Here is a 22312-nt window from a genome sequence, read left to right as displayed (position 1 = left end):
TACCTAGCCCGCGTCGGCGCTGCTATCGCGGATCGGGACGTTCTGTTTCTGCGGTCGCATGTCGGCAAGCTGCACCAATCCGAACTTGGCCACGTTCTCGAAGCGTTGCACTCTGATCAGCGAGCAGCACTTGTCGAGCTCTTGGGTGACGAATTCGACTTCGCCTCGCTGACCGAAGTAGATGAGGCGGTCCGGCTTGAGATCGTCGACGCTCTTCCCAACGAACAGATCGCCGAGGCTGTCCAAGAGCTTGATTCCGATGACGCCGTCTACATTCTCGAGGATCTCGACCAGGAAGATCGCGATGAGATTCTGGCCCAGCTGCCGTTCACCGAACGAGTTCGCTTGCGCCGCTCCCTGGGCTATCCGGAAGAAACCGCCGGTCGCCGCATGCAGACGGAGTTCGTGGCGGTCCCACCATTCTGGACTGTCGGGCAAACCATTGATTATATGCGCGACAATGATGATCTGCCGGAATCGTTCTCGCAGATTTTCGTGATCGATCCGATGTTCCGCCTTTTAGGCGCTCTGGATCTTGATCGCATCTTGCGGACGCGGCGCGATGTCAAGGTCGAGGAGATCATGCATGAAACCCGCCATGCGATCCCGGCCACAATGGACCAGGAAGAAGCGGCCCAAATCTTCGAGCAATATGATCTGCTATCTGCTGCAGTCGTCGATGAGAATGAGCGTCTTGTTGGTGTTTTGACCATTGAGAACATCGTCGATGTCATCCAGGAAGAGGCCGAAGAGGACATCATGCGCCTTGGCGGTGTTGGCGATGAAGAGCTCTCTGACTCGGTTCTCTCCACGTCGCGCTCGCGTACGCCCTGGCTGGTGATTAATCTGTTTACGGCGATTCTGTCAGCATCGGTTATCGGATTGTTTGATGCCACCATCCAGCAAATGGTGGCATTGGCCGTTCTCATGCCGATTGTAGCATCGATGGGCGGCAATGCTGGCACGCAGACCATGACGGTGACGGTGCGAGCGCTCGCCACGCGTGACATGGATATCTACAATGCAGGTCGCATTATTCGCCGCGAAGCGTCTGTGGGTCTGATCAACGGGGTTATCTTCGCGATCATGATCGGCATGGTTGCTGGTCTCTGGTTTAGCAACGGTAATCTAGGGGGAATCATCGCAGCGGCGATGATTATCAACATGCTTGCAGCTGCTCTGGGTGGAATTTTAATCCCCCTGTTGCTACATCGTTTCGGAGCGGATCCCGCCATTGCTTCCGCGGTGTTTGTAACGACCGTAACCGATGTCGTTGGTTTTTCATCGTTTCTTGGCTTGGCCACATGGTGGTTTGGCTTCAAATAGCACCCTCCGTGACTGTTGTGCACTAAAGTCCTCAACCATATACAATCGTGCAATTGACTTTTACGTAATTGCGTGGGCAATACATTCAATCGATATGATCGGGAGAATGGAGAGCAGTGTCTGGCATGCGCGAATATTATTCCATTACCGAACTGACGCGAGAGTTCGGCGTATCGACGCGGACATTACGGTTCTACGAGGATGAGGGCCTGATCCATCCGGTGAGGCGTGGTCGCACGCGACTGTTCAGGCCGTCGGATCGTCATCTGCTTAAGCAAATCCTGCGCGGCAAGCGTCTTGGCTTTTCCATCGCGGAGATTCACGAGATCGTCCAGATGTACAACGAGCCGCCCGGTGAGACGGGCCAGCTTCACCTTTTGATGAAACGGGTGGAGGAGAAGCGCGCGGATTTGCGCCAGAAGCGTCGCGACATCGAGGAAACCCTGACTGAACTCGATCAGGTTGAGGAGGCCTGCATCGAACGGCTGGCAGAGCTCGGCGTCAACACGTAAGCGCGTTGCTACTGCAGGCTTTGCTGCGTACAGACGCCGGCGATTTCCTCCATCTGGGGATCGCTCTGATCGCGCCTGCCAGCAAAGACGTCGCCAAAAATACCCTGCTTTTCAGTCTGACCAATCACACAATCGCAAAACCTCTCGCAGAATGCCCTGTCGTTGCCATTCTGGCAGCTTTGGACGCAGGCCTGTCCAAATACCTCGTGCGGCGTCGGAACCGCAGGGGGAAACAGCTGCGATATCAAGAAAACGCAGCTGATAAGGACCGGTTGGTGGATGAGGTAGAAGGCAAGACTGTGCTGGCCAATGTAGCGCAGTGACCGGTCGAGCCAGAGGGGTGCGATACTGCCCGCAAGGAACTTCAATGCGTTGAATTGCTGCATGGCTTTGGCAATTGCCATGCCGGCCAGAACAGCGCCAAACCAGGGGAAGACCGGCACGTAATCGTTTGATCGAATGAGTATTTCCGACAGCCCCAATCCCCAGAAGATCGGTGCATCGAAGGTGGACGAGACCAGATAATGCGGGGCAGCAACGACAGCCACTGCGGCCATGGCTATGATCAGCGCCGGTAACCTCAGGAAAAGCAGGCCCAGAACACTGGCCACAGCGATCTGATGCAGAATGCCGAAAAAGACGAAGCTCTCAGGCGTGATGGTCAAAGTGACGAGCGTTATCGCCAGCGCTGCTGCTACGATTTGGGCAAGCCGAATGCCAAAGGCCCGCCAGCGGATCTGTTGGCGGTGGGCAAGCACAAGGCTGAAGCCAACCAGGACCAGAAACGTCGAGGCTATGACGCGGGCATATATCTTCCATATTCCATGCCCCGTCGTGCCAGGTTCGAGGTAGCCGAAGAACTCAAAATCCCAGCCCGTGTGATAGGTCGCCATGGCGATGAGGGCTAGGCCGCGCAACACATCCAGTTTGCCGAGGCGAGCCTTTGCAGGAGGTTTCAAAGTCTCGGCTTGGGCCATGGGGCAGAATCTCACGTTAGATAATAGTTGCCGCAGGCTAGGCGACATGATTAGCAAAATCCATGGCCTTGCAGGTGATTGCCTTGGAAGGTTTTTGTTACACAATTCAAAGGTTTCTATGAAACAGACATATTATGTCGCTTGATTGACTGCTATCGCTGAAGCGGCGCTCGAAACTCTCGTCGACGCTCGAATCATGCCCACAGTCAGCCAAGTGATCAATCAAGTTCGCCATCCTATCTGGATTACCACGACCAAGCGTCCAACGGCGCGAGTGTTCGCCATTCTCTTTGGCATTGAATCGATGGCGCGGGCAATCATCACCAGCGTCGTTCCGATTCAGACCTATGATCTTCTCCAAAGTGAACGTAGCGTCAGCATTCTATACACCGGCATGTCCTTGCTCGGATTGATCTCGACCCTGTCGATTCCGCTTTTGATTGTGCGCATCCCGCGTCGGTGGGTTTACACGGCAGGTGCGACATCTTTGATGTTGGGTTGTTGCGCCTTCGCGCTGGATACGTTGCCAGGGCAGGCGGCGGGGCTGTTCTTACGGACCTTCGGCGCCGGAACATTGTCAATCACACTCAGTCTTTACATTATGGACCACATCAAGAAGGGTGAACTGGTCCGTGCAGAATCCGTCCGGATGGCGACCGCCACGTTTGCCTGGACCGGCGGACCATTCCTTGGCGTTTTTCTCTACACCCGCGTTGGAATGATCGCGCCATTCCTCCTCTCCATAGGCTTTTCGCTGCTGCTGCTCACACTTTTCTGGTATTTCCGGCTCAGTGACAATCCAGCGCTACAGAAGGGCCCGAGCCGCCCGGCCAATCCAATCGCCAATGTGCGCCGCTTCGTCGTGCAGCCACGGCTACGGCTGGCATGGCTGATTGCGTTTTCGCGCTCCTGCTACTGGAGTACGTTCTTCGTCTATGGTCCGATTCTGATGGTGGCGACCGGACAGGGAACCCTTGCGGGCGGGCTTCTGGTCTCACTCGGTAACCTGTTCCTACTGGGCTCCATCCTTTGGGGCAAAGTGGGAATGGCAAAGGGTTTGTCACGCACAATTTCAGGTGTGTTCGTGCTACTTGCAGCCGCCTTGATCGGCGCGGGCCTTGCGGGCGAAGCATTGCCAATGCTCGCCGCGGTCATGCTCCTCGTAGGGGCGTTTTTCTGTGTGGCAATCGACACACTTGGCTCGACGACATTCATTCGTGCAGTCCATCCGCACGAGCGAGCACAGATGACGGCCGTGTACCGAACCTATCTCGATTTCTCCGAGATTTTACCGGCGTTCTTCTATTCGATCATCCTCACATTTTTCGACCTCGGTGCGATCTTCATCGCGCTGGCTTGCCTAATGGTGTTCACCGCGATCTTCGTCTGGCGCTATCTGCCACGCGGTCTATAGATCGCCACTCACGCTGTTCTGCATCAGGACATCGCGCGCCGTCGAAAAGAACTGCCGGCGTAACAGGACAATGGCCACCAGGGTCGTCGTGACCATGAACACCAATGGGTGCAGGAACCACCCGAGATAACCGATGGAAAAGAAGATGCCACGCAGCCCGCTGTTGAAATGCTGGCCGGCCTGAATGTTGATCCCCGCGGCACGATTGACACTGGCGATAACAACAGGATCCTCGGGCCCCTTGTCGCGGGCCATGGGTACGCCGCCAATGAGGATAGAGCAATAATTGAAGAGCCGGTACGACCAAGCGAATTTGAAGAAGGCATAGGCAAACAGCACGAGAAGTCCGAGAATCTTGGTTTCAAACAATTGTTGCGTCGTCTCGCCCAACAATGGCAGGTCGTGAAATAACGTCAGGACGCGGCCAGACGAATTCAGAAGGCCGAAGCATCCGCCGATCGCCAGAATTGATGTCGACGCAAAGAAGCCAGTGCCCTGCTGCAGGCCAATCATGATGCTGGTGTCGATCATACGTAGTTCGCGGGTCGACATGGTCGCCATCCACTGACGTCGTGCCTGGTTCATCTCGTATGTCAGTGATTTCCTGCCGGCAAAACCGTTGGCCGTTGTGTGGGAGTAAAGCGCCCAGACAATGAAGAAATAGGCAAGGGCCGCAGCGTCGAGCCAATAGGAAATATTCGGAGCAGCTTCCATTTCTTTTCTCAGTGAGCGCAACTGTTGCTGCGAATGTACGGTAATTCGATCGGTTCGCAAATCTCGTTAAACCGTCATCGACAATCAATCGGTTTAGAAAGGAAAGCTCGTTTATGCACGTTTTCTTTTGACTTTTATTCCAGCAGATCTATGTCGTAGAAACGCAAGGCAAAGTCGGCGGCGGGCTGCAGCAATTGCGAGCAACCAGCCATTATGTGAAGCTAGCGATTTCGCCCAAACAAAGGTGCCTGATGTTCCTGTCGGTTTTCGATCTTTATAAAATCGGCATTGGTCCTTCAAGTTCTCACACCATGGGACCGATGACTGCCGGTGGTCTGTTTCTCGAGGAACTCAAGAGTGGCCAATGGCCACGACCGACCGGTGTCAAGGTTGACAGGCTTCGGGTGCATTTACACGGCTCCCTCGCTTTCACCGGAATAGGTCATGCCACGGACCGCGCCGTTATCCTTGGCCTTTGTGGTTTGTTGCCTGCGACTGTCGATCCAAACCAGATGGACACACTGCTTGAGACAGTGAAGCAGAACAAACGTATTTCACCAGAAGGCCATCCGTCCTATCGCTTTGATCCGGCGACCGACCTCATTATGGATCGGCGCACACCACTGCCGGGACATGCCAATGGAATGGCGTTTGAAGCCTATGACGCCGATGACCGCCTGTTGTTGCGGCGCATTTTCTATTCGATCGGCGGTGGTTTTGTCGTGACAGAAGAAGAGCTGGAATCGGCAAAGACGCGCACGGCTCCCAAAGCAGAAGTTCCAGTCCCATTTCCCTTCATCAATGCCGCCCAGATGATGAGCATGGCCAAGGAAAGCGGATTATCCATTGCCGAGATGAAGCGGCACAACGAAGAAGTCTTCATGAGCCGCGACGAATTGAATGCCGGGCTCGACCGTATTTGGTCGGCGATGCGCTCGTGCATTGATCGCGGGCTGGAGCAGGAGGGGATCATGCCCGGCGGGCTCAAGGTCAAGCGGCGCGCACGCTATCTACACGACCGCCTGCAGGAAGAATGGCGGCAGAATCGCGTCAACCCATTGCTCGCCAACGACTGGTTGTCGGTCTATGCCATGGCTGTGAATGAGGAAAATGCCGCCGGAGGACGGGTTGTTACGGCGCCGACAAATGGTGCCGCTGGCGTTGTGCCGGCGGTTTTGCGCTACTATCTGCATTTCCATGACGATGCAGACGCAGATGGTATTCGTGACTTCCTGCTAACGTCGGCTGCAATTGGCGGCGTTATCAAACACAACGCCTCGATATCCGGCGCTGAAGTTGGTTGTCAGGGCGAAGTCGGCTCAGCTTCCGCTATGGCTGCCGCAGGACTTGCTGCCGTCCTCGGTGGAACACCCGAACAGATTGAGAATGCCGCCGAAATCGCGCTCGAGCATCACCTTGGCATGACATGCGACCCGGTTGCCGGACTGGTTCAGGTCCCGTGTATCGAGCGTAACGCACTCGGTGCCGTGAAGGCGGTTACGGCTGCGTCGCTGGCCGTCAAGGGCGACGGTACGCACTTCGTACCGCTGGACGCGTGCATTGAAACGATGCGCCAGACGGGTGTGGATATGAACGAGCGCTACAAGGAAACCAGCCTTGGTGGCCTCGCTGTCAATGTGGTTGAGTGCTGAGAAATACCGCGACGTTGCGGGCAATCCCTTAGCGTAGGCGTAAACAGTTTCAATAAATCAAATACAGTCAAACCCAAAAAAGCTGCCATAGTTTCCTCCCGCCTGATCAGCAAAATCTGGTTGGGCTGCATAAAGGTATTGGGAGGACACTACCTTGGCATCAAATTCACTTGCGCATTCTATGCGGCAGCGACCAGAAGACGAAAACCTGGGCATCGGCGCAAACCTCGCTTATGGCCTGCAACACGTCTTGACGATGTATGGCGGGATCATAGCGGTTCCGCTCATCCTCGGTCAGGCCGCGGGACTGTCATCCAGCCAAATCGGCCTGCTGATCACTGCATCTTTATTTGCAGGCGGTTTGGCCACGATTCTGCAAACTATGGGTCTGCCCTTCTTCGGCTGCCAGCTGCCACTTGTCCAGGGAGTTTCTTTTTCCGGAGTGGCGACGATGGTGGCCATATCCGGTAACGGAGGGATGGAGGCAGTGCTTGGAGCCGTTATGGCGGCCTCGCTGATCGGGCTGTTGATCACGCCGGTTTTTTCAAGGATTACCCGATTTTTTCCGCCATTGGTCACCGGTATTGTAATCACGACGATCGGTTTGACCCTCATGCCTGTCGCTGCGCGTTGGGCGATGGGTGGAAATAGCAAAGCACCGGATTTTGGCAGCATGGCCAATATCGAACTGGCAGCTTTGACCTTGGTCATCGTGCTGTTACTGAGCAAGATGGGGAGTGCGACGATTTCGCGACTTTCGATCCTGTTGGCGATGATCATTGGCACGACCATCGCACTATTTCTTGGAATGACCGATTTCTCCAAGGTGAGTGAAGGGCCATTTCTGGCATTCCCGACGCTGTTTCACTTTGGCTATCCAACATTTCAGATCGCAGCGATTATTTCGATGTTCATCGTCATCATGGTGACCCTGGTTGAAACGTCTGCGGACATTCTGGCGGTTGGCGAAATAATCGAGACGAAGGTCGACTCGCGTCGGCTCGGCGATGGTCTGCGGGCGGATATGCTCTCAAGCCTGATCGCTCCGATCTTCGGTTCCTTCACTCAAAGCGCATTCGCCCAAAACGTTGGCCTGGTCGCCGTAACTGGCATAAAAAGCCGCTATGTTGTGGCGACCGGTGGATTATTCTTGGTGACACTCGGTCTGCTACCGGTGATGGGGCGGATCGTTGCCGCGGTTCCAAGCGCTGTTTTGGGTGGTGCGGGTATCGTCCTGTTCGGCACGGTCGCCGCGAGCGGTATTCGGACGCTGTCCAAAGTGGACTACCGCAACAACATGAATCTGATCATCGTTGCGACTTCCATCGGTTTCGGCATGATACCAATCGCGTCGCCCAATTTTTATGATCACTTCCCAACGTGGTTTGCCACCATCTTCCATTCAGGGATCAGTTCGGCGGCTATCATGGCAATTACATTAAACCTCGTATTCAACCACCTGACGGCTGGCAACTCGGATCAACAGTCGGTCTTTGTGGCGGGGACGGAACGTACGCTGCGCTATCAGGATATCGCCTTGTTGCATGACGGGGATTATTTCCTCAATGGCAAGCTCTATGATGCGAACGGCGTTGAAGTGCCGGTTGTTTCGCCGGAATTTCATGCAATCATTTCCAAGCACGATTTGGGAACGTCAACCGTCGCGGCCACAGCGGGCCAGACGAGTTAGAAAGTTGTCTCTGGCGCCGCCTGGTGCGGCGCCTGATGGTGTGGAGAAGCTAAGCGTTATGGTTGACGTCATCACCCGAAAGCGTAAATGCTTCTCTATGACCCTCAATCTCGTAAAATTATGCGTAGGCTGTACCGCGATCGAAGATCTGGCGGCATGGATTGATTTTCGCCTTGATGAGCGCAGAAGGGCCGGGCTGTCGCCGGAACAGTTTCATACAACGCGCATGGTACCCAAACGTATTGAGGAACTGCTTGACGGTGGATCGCTGTACTGGGTGATCAAAGGCAACATCCAGTGCCGGCAGCGACTCACCGACATCAGGACATTTACTGACGATGAGGGGATCTCACGCTGTCATCTCGTGCTTGAACCGCGCATCATTGCGACGGAATGGCAGCCACGCCGGGCGTTCCAAGGCTGGCGCTATCTAACCAGCGACGATGCGCCGGTTGATGAAGGGCAGGGCAAAACTGGCCGGGCCAAATTGCCGCCGGAATTGCGCAACGAACTGGCTTCGTTGGGTCTGCTCTAAAATCTCAGCAAATTCGCAATCTAACCGGCGTGATGCCATTGCGGCTATCTGACCGAATTCGCAACCGTGCCGGTGGCATCGCGGCGCGACGGGTTCTTGCCGCCTGACAGAGCAGGATGTTCACCAGATCCATCGTCTTGAATGCCGGATTGCCATGTCGAAGATCAGCAAGGCGTAGAGCCGCCTGCTGCAACACGTGGATGCCGGCAAAGAGCGGATTGGCTTCCCTGATCCTCGGGCTGGCCGAACCATGTATTTCAGTGACACTGGACATTCGCAAAACCCTCTACACTGTACAATCTGGGTCTTTCGGTTCGCGTGCCTTACGATTGCGGTGCAATCGCAAAGCAGTTGAAATTTTGGCGTTTCAAGGCAGCACACGCATTGTTCGCGGCCTTGGCTGATGGGATGCCGGCGAAGCGCGCGCGGTGATAGGTTGTTGAGCCCTTCTCGAATTTTTCCGTGTAGGGCGAAAGCGAGGCAATTGGGCCACCGACCTGCGCTGCTGCCTTGGACAGCATTGCCTTTGCTTCCTCGGCGCTCCCAACGGAAGCAATCTGCACCATCCACCCTGTTGCTGGTGCCGATGCGGTCGTTACGGGATCAACTTCGGCTGTGTCGCCTTCAGCAACCTCGACCTTCGGCGATGGTGTCGGAACTGCCAGAACCTGAGCTGCCGGCGATGGAGTAGGGGTGGGAGCTGCGTAGGCAGTTACGACATCTGCCGTTTGTGCTGCGGCCTCTTCACGCTGAAGCGGTACAGGCGCCTCGTCATTATCCGGCAGTTCGAGCGCAGCGACGTCGACCTTGCTGTTCTTGCGCGATGCGATCAGGTTGCCGCCATCACGGCGCGATGCAGCGGGAAGATATTGTTCAATCAGCTTGGCCATTTGCGCGTCGCGTGCTCCACCGCTAGTCCCACCCATGACGACTGCGACCAGCTTTTTGCCGTCCACATTGACCGAGCTCACAAGATTGAAGCCAGATGCCTGGGTGTAGCCTGTCTTGATACCGTCGACGCCGCGCACCTTGCCCAGAAGACGGTTATGGCCAACGATGCGACGGCCGCGGTAACTAAAGCTGCGTGTAGAGAAATAGTCATAATACTGCGGAAAATGTTCCCGAAGTGCGACGCCAAGCAGGGCAAGGTCTCGCGCCGACGACCGCTGCTGCGGATTTGGCAGGCCATTGGCATTGCGGAATTGGGTGTTGCGCATGCCAAGTTGCCTCGCCTTGTTGGTCATCATGACAGCAAAACGCTGTTCTGATCCGCCGAGGTATTCACCAATCGCGGTAGCTGAGTCGTTCGCTGATTTGGTGATGAGAGAAAGGATTGCCGCCTCGGCGCTGATGGTCTGCCCTGGGCGGAATCCTACCTTCGTCGGCGGCTGGCCAGCGGCATAAGCCGAAACCGGAATGGGCGTCGATTTTGAAACCTTACCGGACGCCATTGCCTCGAACAGCATATAGAGCGTCATCATTTTGGTTAGCGATGCGGGAAACCGCTGAGCATCCGCGTTTAACGAATAGAGCGTCTTTCCGGTATTGCCATCAACCACAATAGCCGCGGCTTTTGTGTCAGCCGACGCTTCATTGATACCGGCAAGGCTTATCCCTGAGACCATCGCCAGAGCAAGAAATGCATGAGCCATCTTTTTGATAAGTTTGTAGTTTTGGCGGGCCGGATAAAGCACAATCAACACCTGCTCGATATGCGTGTAGGGATTTCAATCGAACGATCTGAGGCATCAGAACGCATCGGTGAACTTTAGCCTGATCAGCGTTACCAAACTGTTTATGGTAACTGTGACGCCTACGTTTTCTGGGGCTTTTGGCTTAATTTTTAAGAAGATATTGCATTGCAACATAAATTTGACTTTTTGTGCAGTGCACACTACATCAATGCCGCTCCCAATAATCAACGCGTGGAAGGATCCATCATGGCCACTCCCTTCGAAACTCTGAATGATTCCAGCAAGGAATTCATCGCCAGCGCGATGAAGAGCGTATCGGCCCTTACGCAGGGTTTGCAGACCATCGCCAATGAAGCCGCGGATTACTCGAAGAAGTCTTTCGAGGAAAGCTCCGTACTGATTGAAAAACTCGCTTCGATAAAGTCGCCGGAGCAAGCGTTCGAAACTCAGAGCGTTTTTTCGAAGAAGGCCTATGAGGCGTTTGTTGCCCAGGCGACGAAGTTCGGCGAACTCTATGCTGATCTCGCCAAAGAGGCATACAAACCCTACGAAACTGCCGTAGCGAAGGTCGCGAAATAAACCCAGCTTTTGCTCCATTCGAATGAAGAGACCCGGTTCCCCGCGCAACCGGGTCTTTTTTTATTGGCGGAGGCTAATTCGGACTTTGCAACCGCAACTTGATATTGCAAGCTTCGAGAGAGGGCTTAAAATTAGCGCGTTGCGACCTACATAGAATGCATGGGGCAACACGGTGCTATCAGGATGCGGGTATCGAATGAGATGAAGCGGTTTCTACCCACTATGCAGGACGAGGACAAGGGCGGTGGCAATGGTCCCGGCAGGGGAACAGCCGTCATCACCAGAACCAAGCCGAAACTGAAAAAGCCTAGCCTTTATCGCGTGTTGCTTCTCAATGACGACTACACTCCAATGGAATTCGTCATTCATGTTCTGGAGCGGTTTTTCCAGAAGAACAGAGAAGATGCTACACGCATCATGCTCCATGTACATAATCATGGGGTCGGAGAATGTGGTGTCTTTACCTATGAGGTTGCGGAGTCCAAGATGACACAAGTCATGGACTATGCGCGACAAAACCAACATCCGCTGCAATGCGTGATGGAGAAAAAGTGAGGTTTCATGCCATCTTTCTCACCTAGTCTGGAGCGGGCCCTCCATCAAGCGCTGACAATTGCGAACGAGCATCATCACGAATATGCGACCTTGGAGCACTTGCTCCTTGCGTTGATCGATGATCAGGATGCGAGCAGCGTCATGCGTGCCTGCAACGTTGACCTTGCTCAATTAACGCGCACCGTGACTGACTATGTCGATCATGAGCTGGACAATCTTGTCACTGGCTATGATGAAGATTCAAAGCCGACCGCGGCGTTCCAGCGTGTTATTCAACGCGCAGTCATTCATGTTCAGTCTTCCAACCGCGAGGAAGTGACCGGCGCCAACGTCCTTGTGGCTATTTTTGCAGAGCGGGAAAGCCATGCTGCGTTCTTCCTCCAAGAACAGCAAATGACCCGCTACGACGCGGTCAACTATATTTCGCATGGGATCTCGAAGCGCCCAGGCGCATCTGAACCGCGGACGCCGCTGGGTACCGAAAGCAGTAGTGAAGAGAGCCACTCGTCGGAGGCTGAGGAAGGCGCCAAGAAGAAACAGGACGCGCTGACAGCCTACTGCAACAATCTCAACGATCGGGCCAAGGCCGGCAAGATCGATCCGCTGATCGGCCGCGATCAAGAGATTAACCGCACGATTCAGATTCTTTGCCGCCGCTCGAAGAACAATCCGCTTTATGTCGGCGATCCGGGTGTAGGCAAAACTGCCATCGCGGAAGGCCTCGCCAAGCGCATAGTCGAAGGCAAGGTTCCGAACGTTCTTCGCGATGCGACGGTATTTTCGCTGGATATGGGAACATTGCTCGCAGGAACCCGCTACCGTGGTGATTTCGAGGAACGCTTGAAACAGGTCATCAAGGAACTGGAAGAATTTCCGGGCGCGATCCTGTTCATCGACGAGATACACACGATAATCGGTGCCGGGGCCACGTCTGGCGGTGCGATGGATGCATCAAATCTGTTGAAGCCAGCACTATCGTCAGGATCGATTCGCTGCATTGGTTCAACCACTTACAAGGAGTTCCGGCAGTTCTTTGAGAAGGACAGGGCTCTGGTTCGTCGCTTTCAGAAGATCGACGTCAACGAACCGTCAATCCCGGATGCAATCGAGATTATGAAAGGGCTGCGCCCCTATTTTGAAGATTTCCACAAGGTCAAATACACGGTGGAAGCGATTAAGTCCGCCGTGGAACTCTCTGCCCGTTACATCAACGATCGCAAATTGCCGGACAAGGCAATTGATGTAATCGATGAGACTGGTGCGAGCCAGATGCTGCTGCCGGAAGGCAAACGCAAGAAGTCGATTGGTGTAAAGGAAATCGAGGCGACAATCGCCACGATGGCTCGCATTCCGCCCAAAACCGTTTCGAAAGACGACGAAGCTGTTCTTGCCAACCTTGAGGCGGAACTCAAGCGCGTGGTCTACGGCCAGGATTTGGCCATTGAGGCGTTGTCGTCATCGATCAAGTTGGCTCGTGCTGGTCTGCGCGAGCCGGAAAAGCCCATCGGTTCTTACCTTTTCTCCGGACCAACCGGCGTAGGCAAGACGGAAGTTGCTAAGCAATTGGCCCTGTCACTTGGCGTCGAGCTTTTGCGTTTCGACATGTCGGAATACATGGAGCGTCATACGGTCTCACGGCTGCTTGGTGCACCTCCCGGTTATGTCGGCTTCGATCAGGGTGGCCTCTTGACTGATGGCGTTGATCAGCATCCGCATTGCGTCCTGCTCCTCGATGAAATCGAGAAAGCGCATCCGGATCTATTCAACATCCTTCTGCAAGTTATGGACCATGGCAAGCTGACCGATCATAACGGCAAACAGATCGATTTCCGCAATGTCATCTTGATCATGACCACCAATGCGGGCGCTTCCGATATGGCTAGAGCTGCCATCGGCTTCGGGTCATCCCGGCGCGAAGGTGATGATATGGAGGCGATCAACCGGTTGTTCACACCGGAGTTCCGCAATCGTCTCGACGCGATCATTCCGTTCGGTGCACTGCCGGTCCCGGTTATCCACCAGGTAGTGCAAAAGTTTGTCATTCAGCTGGAGGCGCAGCTTGCTGATCGCGGTGTCACGTTCGACCTGCAGCAAGATGCGATCGCGTGGTTGGCCGACAAGGGTTATGACGACAGGATGGGTGCCCGTCCGCTGGCGCGTGTCATCCAGGAGTACATCAAGAAGCCGTTGGCCGATGAAGTGTTGTTTGGCAAGTTGAAGAAGGGTGGCACGGTCCGTGTTTCGGTCGCCGCAAAGCCCGACGGTTCGCAAGGACTTGTGCTTGACTATGTCGCCGATGAGGTGGTGGTGAAGCCGAAGAAGGAAATGCCAGTCGACAAGAAGCCGGTGACACGGAAGAAGCCCGTTCCGAAGAAGCCAGCGCTTGAGAGGGCCGGAGTCGGTTTCACGACCAGCCAATCGGTGATTCAGCCGTCGCGCAAAGCCTCCGTGCCCAAAGTGCCACGCAAGAAATAGCCAAAAAAGGCCGCCTGGAAGCGGCCTTTTTCTTGCTGGCGCCTATTCTTCTGTTTATCGCTGAATACATGGCTGATTCCGGTTTGCCCTCCGAACAAGCAGATATTGAAGACCTCAAGACGCGCTTATCGTGGTTCTTGTCGGGTGCGTCGTTGATTATCAGCGTCCCGGCGCTGATCTTGATGACCGCCCATGTGGGATTTGCCGGGTTGGCCAGCGAGAATGGAGTGTCGCTCGCTCAGGCCACCTTTATGGTCGCCGCCATCTGGGCTCTGCCAGCCAACATTGTTTTGATTGGCGCGATTTCGGGTGGCTATTCCTTGGTCGGTGCCGCTATTGCTGTCGCTTTGTCTTCAATACGCCTGATGCCGATGGTGGCAGCCTTCGTTCCGGAAATGCGCGGACCGAAGACACGCCGAATAGCCCTGTTTCTCCTTTCACATTTCATTGCTGTAACGGCTTGGGTTATGGGTATGGAACGCCTCAAGCATGTTCCACGCAATATGCGGACCAGCTATTTTGCCGGTTTAGGCGTGACACTGACTCTGACAAACACACTCGTCGTCGCAATTGTCTATTTTTTATCGACGGATTTTCCTCCTATCGTCTTTGCGGCGCTGTTCTTCTTGACACCAATGTATTTCCTCACCTCGCTTTGGGGCTCTGCGCGTGATCGTTCGATCCACGTTGCAATGGTTTCTGGATTGCTGCTCTTTCCGATTATCCACCAGTTCGCGCCTACCTATGATCTGTTGCTGACCGGCCTTGCAGGGGGCGCGTTTACGATGGTTTATGTGCGCTGGGTAAGGGCAAGAGACGAGATGTCATGACCTGGCAGAGCCTGACTGATTGGTGGTGGCCGTATCTCTTCATCCTGCTGGCGGGCTGGCTGCCGACAGACATCTGGCGATTTATTGGGGTCTTGATCGGTGGGCGCGTTCGCGAGGACTCCGAGGCGCTTGTTATTGTACGTGCTGTCGCGACCGCGCTTGTTGCAGGTGTCATCGCGCAACTGATCCTTTATCCAAGCGGATCTCTGGCCGAGTCATCCATCTTCCTGCGTATCGGTGCCGCTGCAGCCGGATTCCTGGCCTATCTGTTTCTCGGACGGCGCGTTATTGTAAGCGTCATCGTTGCCGAAGTGATCCTGGTCGGCGGACTCAGTTTTCATTTTTAGTCTTAATTAAGCCAATCGCTTAACGCGATTCAAATTCCCCCAATGTAGAGTTCATCAAGCTAAATGGGGAGCGCCCTCGAAATGGGATCCGATAGCCAGACATTTTCCAAAGTATTGATCGTCATTGGACTATTGGCGATCGACGCAGTCTGGATCGCGTTGACCGACTTTCGTTTCGACGTTCAGAGCGCTCTCAAGGTCATCGCAGTGACCATGTTTTGCAGCGTTGTCGCGTTTATATACCGTACCAAGCGACCGATGCGGACCTTCGAGGTCGTGTGCACAGAAACGACGATCCTTCTTTCCTTTACAGCCGCTGCTAGCGTGCTCAGCTACCTTGTTACGTCGCTCGACCGTCCTTTGATCGACGCAGAACTTATCGGACTTGATGCCAAGATTGGTTTCGATTGGCTTGCTTATGTTGCATATGTCAGCGAGCGGCCGCTATTGGGTCTCGTGTATTCAGTGGCTTATTTGACAATACTCGCGCAAGTGGCACTTGCTATCATCGTTCTCGGGCTCGTCGGTAGGATAGAGCGCACGCAACAATTTGTTGCGGCTGTCATGCTGGGGGCACTTGTCTGCATTTTTGTCTCAGCAATTCTACCATCGGCTGGTGCTCTGGCCACGCTACGGCCGTCGGAAGCTCTTTGGGGAATACAAAGACCTGTCGTGGATCTCGCTTATAAACAAACTTTCTATGACCTGAGATCCGGTTTTGCTCGATTCATTTCGCTCGACTCGATGAGGGGGGTGATTGCCTTCCCATCCTATCATGGGACCCTTTCCGGATTATTGATCTTGGCTTTTTTGGACATACCCTACTGGTTCTGGGCGGTCTCCATGTTGAACATGCTGATCCTGTTTGCCACGCCGATCGAAGGTGGGCACCATCTGACAGACGTCATTGCCGGCGTGGTGGTTGCCTTCGGCAGCTGGTATGTTGCAGGCCTGTTTTACAAGTCACCAACTGCGCCGCTCACGAAGCGGGCATTTGAAACGCCCGCTGTTCCGGCCTAACGAATCTGCGATAACGCCACTCTGATTTTTTCAGCATTGGCAGCTAGCACGGCATTATCTTCCATCTGGCCTGTGTGTGGCTTGAGCGCGACGCCTTCAAAGCGCGGAACAACATGGAAGTGCAGATGAAAAACTGTCTGCCCGGAAGCGGGCTCGTTGAACTGCATGACAGTTACACCATCAGCATCGAAGGCTGCCTTGACGGCGCGCGCGAGCTTCTGTGTCGTGGCAATCATTGCCGCTAGGCTATCGGGTGTTGCGTCGAGGATGTTCCGGTACGGGGATTTGGTTATAGCGAGGCAATGACCCTTGCCCTGCGGCATGACATCCATGAAAGCATAGGTGTCCGCGTCCTCATAGAGCTTGTGGGATGGAATTTCCCCCCGCAAAATCTTTGCGAATATATTGTTGTCATCATAGAGCTGGCCCATGTGGCACCTGTCGATTCCGGAAATTGAGCCCGATGTTTGCCACGACTGATAATGCAGTCAAGCATGCCAGCTCGAATGATGGCACTAATGGTCTGATTTCTTGAACGGCGTATGTTCATTCAGAACGCCGCTCATTAGCGCCACGTCGCTGCGTTCATGTCTCAAAAAATCGTTAATTGCACGCCGCAGACCCTCATGGGCGATATAATGGACGGAGTTGGTCGTCACTGGCAGATAACCGCGCGCCAGCTTGTGTTCGCCCTGGGCACCGGCCTCGACCACACGTAGCTTTCTTTCGATGGCGAAATCGATTGCCTGATGGTAGCAAACCTCAAAATGCAGGAAACGGTGATCCTCGATGCAGCCCCAATGTCTGCCGAATAGGCGGTCAGACCCGATAAAATTGATCGCGCCTGCAACGTAGTGGCCGCCGCGCCGCGCCATCACCAGCATGATGTCATTAGGCATACGCTCGCCGATCAGGGCATAAAATTTGCGGTTGAGATATGGCCGGCCCCATTTACGGCTGCCCGTGTCCATATAAAATGTGAAAAAGTCATCCCAGACCCGTTGCGTGATCTGGTGTCCGGTCAGGCGATCAATGGTGATGTCATCCGCGACCGCCTCCCGCCGCTCTCGTCGCAATGCCTTGCGCTTTCGCGACGCGAGCGTTTCAAGAAAATCATCATAGCAGCCATATCCCTCATTGAAGAAATGAAACTGCTGATCAATCCTGTGCAGGAACCCTGCCTCGGCGAACGCCCGCAAATCATCATCGTTCACGAAGGTTGAATGAGCGGATGAAACGCCGATTTGATTGGCCAACTGTCGCAGGCCGTTGGTGAGGGTGGAACGAACTGCATTGCCGTCCCAGTCGCGACTGACCAACAGGCGAGGGCCGGTCACCGGAGTAAAAGGCACGCTGGCTTGCAATTTTGGGTAGTAGCGTCCGCCGGCCCGCTCGAAAGCATCCGCCCAACCATGGTCAAAGACATATTCACCCTGGCTGTGACTTTTCAAATAACAGGGGACGGCACCAATCAGAGTACCGCTGTCATCTTCGAGCCGGAGGAACTGCGGCAGCCACCCGGCTTTCTGAGCAACGCAACCAGAGTCCTCAAGCGATGACAGGAAAGCGTGCGACAGGAAGGGGTTATAGTCTGACGCGCCGCGCGCGGTTCCGCAAAGGCCCGACCATTCGTCGACAGTGAACGCCCCGATACCCTCGCAAACGCGCAAGGTGAAATCGCCTCGATCAAAATTCAGCATTTTTGATATGGGCTTCCCGACTTCTTGCGGCAGGATGGAGACCGGCCTGGCTGCACTGCAATAAAGCTAGGCATTCCGTACGCTGAAACAAGAGGCAGTTTCGCTGATGCTACTTTCATGCAGTTCTAGGATCAAATCCTTCAAAAGTGATCTGATCGACATGGGCATCGCTCACCGCTTTGTCGTCGAAGCTCCGTACTGTCCATGAGATGACCGGCAGGCCAAGCCTTTCACGGACAAATTCAACGAAGCGGTTTTCGAGGTGATGGACATTGTAAGAAACAAAGTCGATCCCGTGCGCCAGCATCGAGAAATGTGCCTCAAGTTCTTGAACGCGAAGGCCCTCGGCGGTCAGGCCGGCCGGTATCCCCGGCGCATCTTTGTCAAACAATCGGATGAGGTGATGGTCAAAAGACATGATCGCGGCCTGACCGCCATATCCAGCAAGGTCATCAGCAACAGCCTTCACCAGTCCGTCGTCACGGCCGGGTATACCCTTTAATTCGATCACGATCGGCACGCGTCCAGCGATGAGTTTAAGGGATTCTTCGAGCGTCGGAACATGGTCGTCCGTTCCGCCAACGCGCAGTTTGCCAGCCTGTTTCGCCGTCAACTCGTCAATGTTACCCTGCTGACCTGTCACGCGGTCGAGGGTGCCGTCGTGGAATACAACGGCTTTACCGTCGGCCGACAGATGCACGTCGCATTCGATGGCAAAGCCCGCACTTGCCGCCGCATCGAAGGCTGAGAGCGTGTTTTCCCAACGCATCCTGTTCAGATCATGCAAGCCACGATGCGCAATCGGCACTTTCGTCAACCAGCCAATTGACGTCATGATCAACGAACCTCGATGATCGCTTCGACTTCTACTGGCGCGTTCAAAGGTAGGGCAGCCGTACCGACGGCCGAGCGTGCATGACGGCCTGCATCTAAAAGGACGGCAACCAAAAGATCGGAGGCACCGTTGGCGACAAGATGTTGCTCGGTGAAATCTGGCGTCGATGCGACAAAGACTGTGATTTTGACGATCCTGGCGATTTTTTCGAGATCGCCAAGTGCTGCCTTTGCTTGTGCCAGAATATTGATGGCGCAGGCTTTTGCCGCTTCCTGGCCCTGCGCAACATTGAGTTCTGTGCCCAAGAGACCGGTATGGATCAACTTGCCGCCCGCTAGTGGCAATTGTCCGGAAGTTAGGAGCAGGGAGCCGCTCTGGGCGAACGGCACATAGTTCGCCGCTGGGGCCGCCGCGACAGGAAGTGTTATGCCCAGATCCTGAAGGCGGGTTTCGATCGTGCTGTTCATGGTTGCATTTCCTTCCATGCCGGAATCGCGTCAATTATGTAGGAAGTTGCATTTTTTGCCTCGCTTCCGCCAAGAGTTTTTTTAATATGCGCATTCGAATATTGGAGAATCCTGTCTATGCGCGTTTTATCTGCCCTCGTTTTCAGCCTCGGCGCCTTGGGTCTGACCACCTCAACCATGGCATACGCCGCTGGAACCGCGACGCTCGTTCCGCACCGCGCCATCTACGATCTGAAGCTGGACAGCGCACAGGATAGCAGCGGAATTACTGGGCTTACTGGCCGGATGGTCTATGAATTCAATGGATCAGATTGCGAAGGCTACACCACGAATTTTCGCTTTGTCACCCGCGTTGATATGGAAGAGCAGCCTCAACGGGTAACCGATCAGCAGACGACAACGTTCGAATCCGGAGATGGAGGCAAGTTCCGGTTCGTCAATAAGACATTCGTCGACCAGAGCTTGACCAAAGAAGTGCGTGGCGACGCTGCCCTGCTGAAGGACAAGACGGAAATTTCACTCACGAAACCGGAAGCGACCAAGGAAGATCTTGAGCTGTCGCAGTTCCCGACGCGCCACATGCAGCAACTCATCGAGAAGGCTCTTGCAGGAGAGGTCTTCTACCAGACGAAGCTTTTCGATGGGTCGGAGGACGCCAACAAGGTGATGGCAACAACAGTCGTCATCGGTAAATCTGCCGTTTCCGATTCTGATGAGGAGATCAAGAATATGGGGCCACTCGCCAAGGAAAATACTTGGCCGGTCTCGATCGCCTATTTCGACGAGAGCGAGAAAGCCGAGGGACTCCCGAGCTACAGGATCAATTTCAAGATGTATCGCAACGGTGTCACACGCGATCTTAAAATGGATTACGGCGATTTCTCGATGACCGGGAAATTGGTCAATTTGCAGCTGTTTGATACGCCGAAATGTAAGAAATAGGCGCTATGCTGGCCGATATCGGCTTAAAACCGGCTTTTGACGTCTGTCCCCTTGCGTTTGTGCCGAATATCCATTAACAGCCGCTGCATTCCACACACGGGATTTGGGTTGATATCGGGAGAAATCCGATATGGCCTCCGGTGGCGGGTCTCCCGCCTCTTTCCTGTGGAGGTTAAACCGGAAAAGGAAAATAAGAGATGGCATTGCCTGATTTCAGCATGCGTCAGCTCCTTGAAGCTGGCGTTCACTTCGGCCACCAGACACATCGCTGGAACCCGAAAATGGCACCATACATTTATGGTGACCGCAACAATATTCACATTCTCGATCTCGCCCAGACAGTGCCGCTGCTGCACACTGCACTGAAGAAGGTCTCGGATACCGTTGCCCGCGGCGGCCGTGTTCTGTTCGTCGGCACCAAGCGTCAGGCCTCGGACATCATTGCCGATGCTGCAACCCGTTCGGCCCAGTACTACGTCAATGCTCGCTGGCTCGGCGGCATGATGACGAACTGGAAAACAATTTCGAATTCCATTCAGCGCTTGCGCAAGCTCGACGAGCTTCTTTCCGGCGAAGCCCAGGGCTTCACCAAGAAGGAGCGCTTGAACCTCGACCGTGAACGCGAGAAGCTCAACCGCGCTCTTGGCGGTATCAAGAACATGGGTTCGATTCCGGATCTCATCTTCATCATCGATACCAACAAGGAAGCAATTGCCATTCAGGAAGCCAAGCGCCTTGGTATTCCGGTTGTTGCCGTTATCGACTCCAACTGCGATCCCGACCAGATCGATTTCCCGATCCCAGGCAATGACGATGCTTCCCGCGCTATTTCGCTCTATTGCGATCTGGTTGCCAAGGCAGCTCTCGACGGTATCGCCCGTCAGCAGGGTTCGCTGGGTATCGACATCGGTGCTCAGGAAGAGGCTCCTACCGAGCCAGCTCTCGAAGCTCCGGTTGAAGCTCCTGCACAGGAAGGTGAAGCCTCCGCTTGAGGCTTCATACACCCGTCTTATCGGGTGATTAAAAACACAATGATTGGCGCATGATGCGCCGCAAAGTTGGCATGCTGGTTTCCCCAGTATGCCTTCGCTTTGAGAAGAGGCGACACAATGAGCATTTCTGCATCACAGGTAAAAGAACTCCGCGACCTTACCGGCGCTGGCATGATGGACTGCAAGGCAGCCCTTGCCGAAACCAATGGCGACATGGAAGCCGCTGTTGATTGGCTGCGCAAGAAGGGTATCTCCAAGGCCGACAAGAAGGCTGGCCGAACGGCTGCCGAGGGTCTGGTCGGCGTTGCTTCAAACGGCACGAAGTCTGTCGTGGTTGAAGTCAATTCAGAAACCGACTTCGTGGCCCGCAACGATGCCTTCCAGGACATCGTGCGCAATGTTGCCAATGTAGCATTAACCACGGACGGTTCTACGGCTGCGGTTGCCGCTGCTCCTTATCCTTCAACCGGCAAGTCGGTTGTCGACACGATCAAGGATGCTGTTGGTACAATCGGTGAGAATCTCTCATTCCGCCGTTCGGCTGCGCTGACTGTGAACCAGGGCGTTGTTGCAACGTACATCCACAACGGCGTTTCCGATGGTCTCGGCAAGCTCGGCGTTCTGGTTGCAATCGAAACCACCGGCAATGTGGACGCTGCACAGGCATTCGGTCGCCAGGTGGCAATGCATGTTGCTGCGACAAATCCGCTTGCACTGACTTCGGCCGACGTTGATCCGGCGGCCGTCGAGCGTGAAAAGGCGATCTTCGCGGATCAGGCGCGCCAGTCCGGCAAGCCGGAAAACATCATCGAGAAGATGGTGGATGGCCGTATGCGCAAGTTCTATGAGGAAGTTGTCCTTCTCTCGCAGGCTTTTGTCATCAATCCGGACCTGACCGTCGAAGCGGCTCTCAAGGAAGCCGAAAAGACGATTGGCGCCCCGGCTAAGATCACGGCTTTTGTCCGTTTCGCCCTGGGCGAGGGTATTGAAAAGGAAGAAAGCGACTTTGCAGCAGAAGTTGCTGCAGCTGTGAAGAAGTAATCTTACACGAATGAA

22 protein-coding genes and 1 pseudogene are annotated in these 22312 nt (G+C 54.6%); 15 read left to right on the top strand and 8 right to left on the bottom strand.

Going from position 1 to position 22312, the window contains the following annotated elements; all coding sequences use genetic code 11:
• On the top strand, window positions 1-1326 hold a 1326-nt coding region (gene mgtE / locus AAAC48_RS27640; protein ID WP_340657264.1), incomplete at its 5' end, for a magnesium transporter.
• 125 nt (window positions 1327-1451) lie between these two features.
• A complete protein-coding gene (locus AAAC48_RS27635; protein WP_340657263.1) occupies window positions 1452-1838 on the top strand; it encodes a MerR family DNA-binding transcriptional regulator in 387 nt (128 codons plus the stop codon).
• 8 nt (window positions 1839-1846) lie between these two features.
• On the opposite strand, the gene AAAC48_RS27630 is transcribed toward AAAC48_RS27635, so the two are convergent.
• On the bottom strand, window positions 1847-2815 hold the full coding sequence (locus AAAC48_RS27630) for a DUF1624 domain-containing protein (RefSeq protein WP_340657262.1): 969 nt from the start codon (window positions 2813-2815) through the stop codon (window positions 1847-1849).
• 196 nt (window positions 2816-3011) lie between these two features.
• Here AAAC48_RS27630 and AAAC48_RS27625 point away from each other — a divergent pair, with 196 nt between their 5' ends.
• A complete protein-coding gene (locus tag AAAC48_RS27625) occupies window positions 3012-4229 on the top strand; it encodes an MFS transporter (protein WP_340657261.1) in 1218 nt (405 codons plus the stop codon).
• Here AAAC48_RS27625 and AAAC48_RS27620 read toward each other — a convergent pair.
• Entirely contained in the window at window positions 4224-4943 is a 720-nt protein-coding gene (locus AAAC48_RS27620; RefSeq protein ID WP_340657260.1) for a DUF599 family protein, read from the bottom strand. The genes AAAC48_RS27625 and AAAC48_RS27620 overlap by 6 nt on opposite strands.
• Window positions 4944-5194: 251 nt before the next feature.
• Between AAAC48_RS27620 and AAAC48_RS27615 the strand changes: the two genes are divergently transcribed.
• From AAAC48_RS27615 to AAAC48_RS27605, 3 genes and pseudogenes are all read left to right on the top strand, one after another.
• Window positions 5195-6595: an L-serine ammonia-lyase gene (locus AAAC48_RS27615; protein WP_340657259.1), complete on the top strand. Its 1401-nt coding sequence runs from the start codon at window positions 5195-5197 to the stop codon at window positions 6593-6595.
• Between the two features lie 181 nt (window positions 6596-6776).
• Window positions 6777-8219: pseudogene (locus AAAC48_RS27610) on the top strand (nucleobase:cation symporter-2 family protein); the annotation flags it as partial.
• A gap of 163 nt (window positions 8220-8382) precedes the next feature.
• Window positions 8383-8820 (top strand): DUF1489 family protein, encoded by a 438-nt coding sequence (locus AAAC48_RS27605; RefSeq protein ID WP_340657267.1) that lies wholly within the window; start codon window positions 8383-8385, stop codon window positions 8818-8820.
• 4 nt (window positions 8821-8824) lie between these two features.
• Here the strand turns inward: AAAC48_RS27605 and AAAC48_RS27600 are convergent, their stop codons facing one another.
• Window positions 8825-9094, bottom strand: a complete 270-nt coding sequence (locus AAAC48_RS27600; protein WP_340657258.1) for a hypothetical protein — start codon at window positions 9092-9094, stop codon at window positions 8825-8827.
• A 49-nt stretch (window positions 9095-9143) separates the two neighbouring features.
• Window positions 9144-10472 carry a D-alanyl-D-alanine carboxypeptidase gene (locus tag AAAC48_RS27595; protein ID WP_340657266.1) on the bottom strand — a complete coding sequence of 443 codons (1329 nt, stop codon included), beginning with the start codon at window positions 10470-10472 and terminating at the stop codon, window positions 9144-9146.
• A 288-nt stretch (window positions 10473-10760) separates the two neighbouring features.
• Between AAAC48_RS27595 and AAAC48_RS27590 the strand changes: the two genes are divergently transcribed.
• From AAAC48_RS27590 to AAAC48_RS27565, 6 genes are all read left to right on the top strand, one after another.
• Complete coding sequence (locus AAAC48_RS27590; RefSeq protein WP_340657257.1) at window positions 10761-11093, top strand: phasin family protein; 333 nt, start codon at window positions 10761-10763, stop codon at window positions 11091-11093.
• A gap of 222 nt (window positions 11094-11315) precedes the next feature.
• Window positions 11316-11648, top strand: coding sequence for an ATP-dependent Clp protease adapter ClpS (gene clpS, locus AAAC48_RS27585; protein ID WP_340657256.1), 333 nt, complete (start codon window positions 11316-11318; stop codon window positions 11646-11648).
• 6 nt (window positions 11649-11654) lie between these two features.
• On the top strand, window positions 11655-14123 hold the full coding sequence (gene clpA, locus AAAC48_RS27580; protein WP_340657255.1) for an ATP-dependent Clp protease ATP-binding subunit ClpA: 2469 nt from the start codon (window positions 11655-11657) through the stop codon (window positions 14121-14123).
• A gap of 68 nt (window positions 14124-14191) precedes the next feature.
• Window positions 14192-14953 (top strand): AzlC family ABC transporter permease, encoded by a 762-nt coding sequence (locus AAAC48_RS27575; RefSeq protein ID WP_340657254.1) that lies wholly within the window; start codon window positions 14192-14194, stop codon window positions 14951-14953.
• Window positions 14950-15300, top strand: a complete 351-nt coding sequence (locus AAAC48_RS27570) for an AzlD domain-containing protein (RefSeq protein ID WP_340657253.1) — start codon at window positions 14950-14952, stop codon at window positions 15298-15300. Before AAAC48_RS27575 ends, AAAC48_RS27570 begins: the two co-directional genes overlap by 4 nt.
• An 81-nt stretch (window positions 15301-15381) precedes the next feature.
• Window positions 15382-16320: a phosphatase PAP2 family protein gene (locus AAAC48_RS27565; protein WP_340657252.1), complete on the top strand. Its 939-nt coding sequence runs from the start codon at window positions 15382-15384 to the stop codon at window positions 16318-16320.
• Here the strand turns inward: AAAC48_RS27565 and AAAC48_RS27560 are convergent.
• The 4 genes from AAAC48_RS27560 to AAAC48_RS27545 form a co-directional block, all read right to left on the bottom strand.
• Window positions 16317-16751 carry an HIT family protein gene (locus AAAC48_RS27560; RefSeq protein WP_340657251.1) on the bottom strand — a complete coding sequence of 145 codons (435 nt, stop codon included), beginning with the start codon at window positions 16749-16751 and terminating at the stop codon, window positions 16317-16319. The genes AAAC48_RS27565 and AAAC48_RS27560 overlap by 4 nt on opposite strands.
• An 84-nt stretch (window positions 16752-16835) precedes the next feature.
• Window positions 16836-18020 carry a GNAT family N-acetyltransferase gene (locus tag AAAC48_RS27555; protein WP_340657250.1) on the bottom strand — a complete coding sequence of 395 codons (1185 nt, stop codon included), beginning with the start codon at window positions 18018-18020 and terminating at the stop codon, window positions 16836-16838.
• Between the two features lie 115 nt (window positions 18021-18135).
• Window positions 18136-18855, bottom strand: coding sequence for a glycerophosphodiester phosphodiesterase (locus AAAC48_RS27550; RefSeq protein WP_340657249.1), 720 nt, complete (start codon window positions 18853-18855; stop codon window positions 18136-18138).
• A gap of 2 nt (window positions 18856-18857) precedes the next feature.
• Window positions 18858-19322 carry a RidA family protein gene (locus AAAC48_RS27545; protein WP_340657248.1) on the bottom strand — a complete coding sequence of 155 codons (465 nt, stop codon included), beginning with the start codon at window positions 19320-19322 and terminating at the stop codon, window positions 18858-18860.
• 177 nt (window positions 19323-19499) lie between these two features.
• On the opposite strand from AAAC48_RS27545, the gene AAAC48_RS27540 reads away from it, so the two are divergent.
• The 3 genes from AAAC48_RS27540 (at window position 19500) to tsf (ending at window position 22297) form a co-directional block, all read left to right on the top strand.
• Entirely contained in the window at window positions 19500-20264 is a 765-nt protein-coding gene (locus tag AAAC48_RS27540) for a cell envelope integrity EipB family protein (protein ID WP_340657265.1), read from the top strand.
• A 197-nt stretch (window positions 20265-20461) separates the two neighbouring features.
• Window positions 20462-21256 (top strand): 30S ribosomal protein S2, encoded by a 795-nt coding sequence (gene rpsB, locus AAAC48_RS27535; protein ID WP_340657247.1) that lies wholly within the window; start codon window positions 20462-20464, stop codon window positions 21254-21256.
• 117 nt (window positions 21257-21373) lie between these two features.
• Window positions 21374-22297 carry a translation elongation factor Ts gene (gene tsf / locus AAAC48_RS27530; protein ID WP_340657246.1) on the top strand — a complete coding sequence of 308 codons (924 nt, stop codon included), beginning with the start codon at window positions 21374-21376 and terminating at the stop codon, window positions 22295-22297.
• Window positions 22298-22312 lie beyond the last annotated feature (15 nt).

Source organism: Phyllobacterium sp., assembly GCF_037994405.1.
GTDB lineage: Bacteria > Pseudomonadota > Alphaproteobacteria > Rhizobiales > Rhizobiaceae > Phyllobacterium.
The sequence above is the reverse complement of the archived record's forward strand: the minus strand, read 5'-3'. Positions and strand labels throughout refer to the sequence as shown.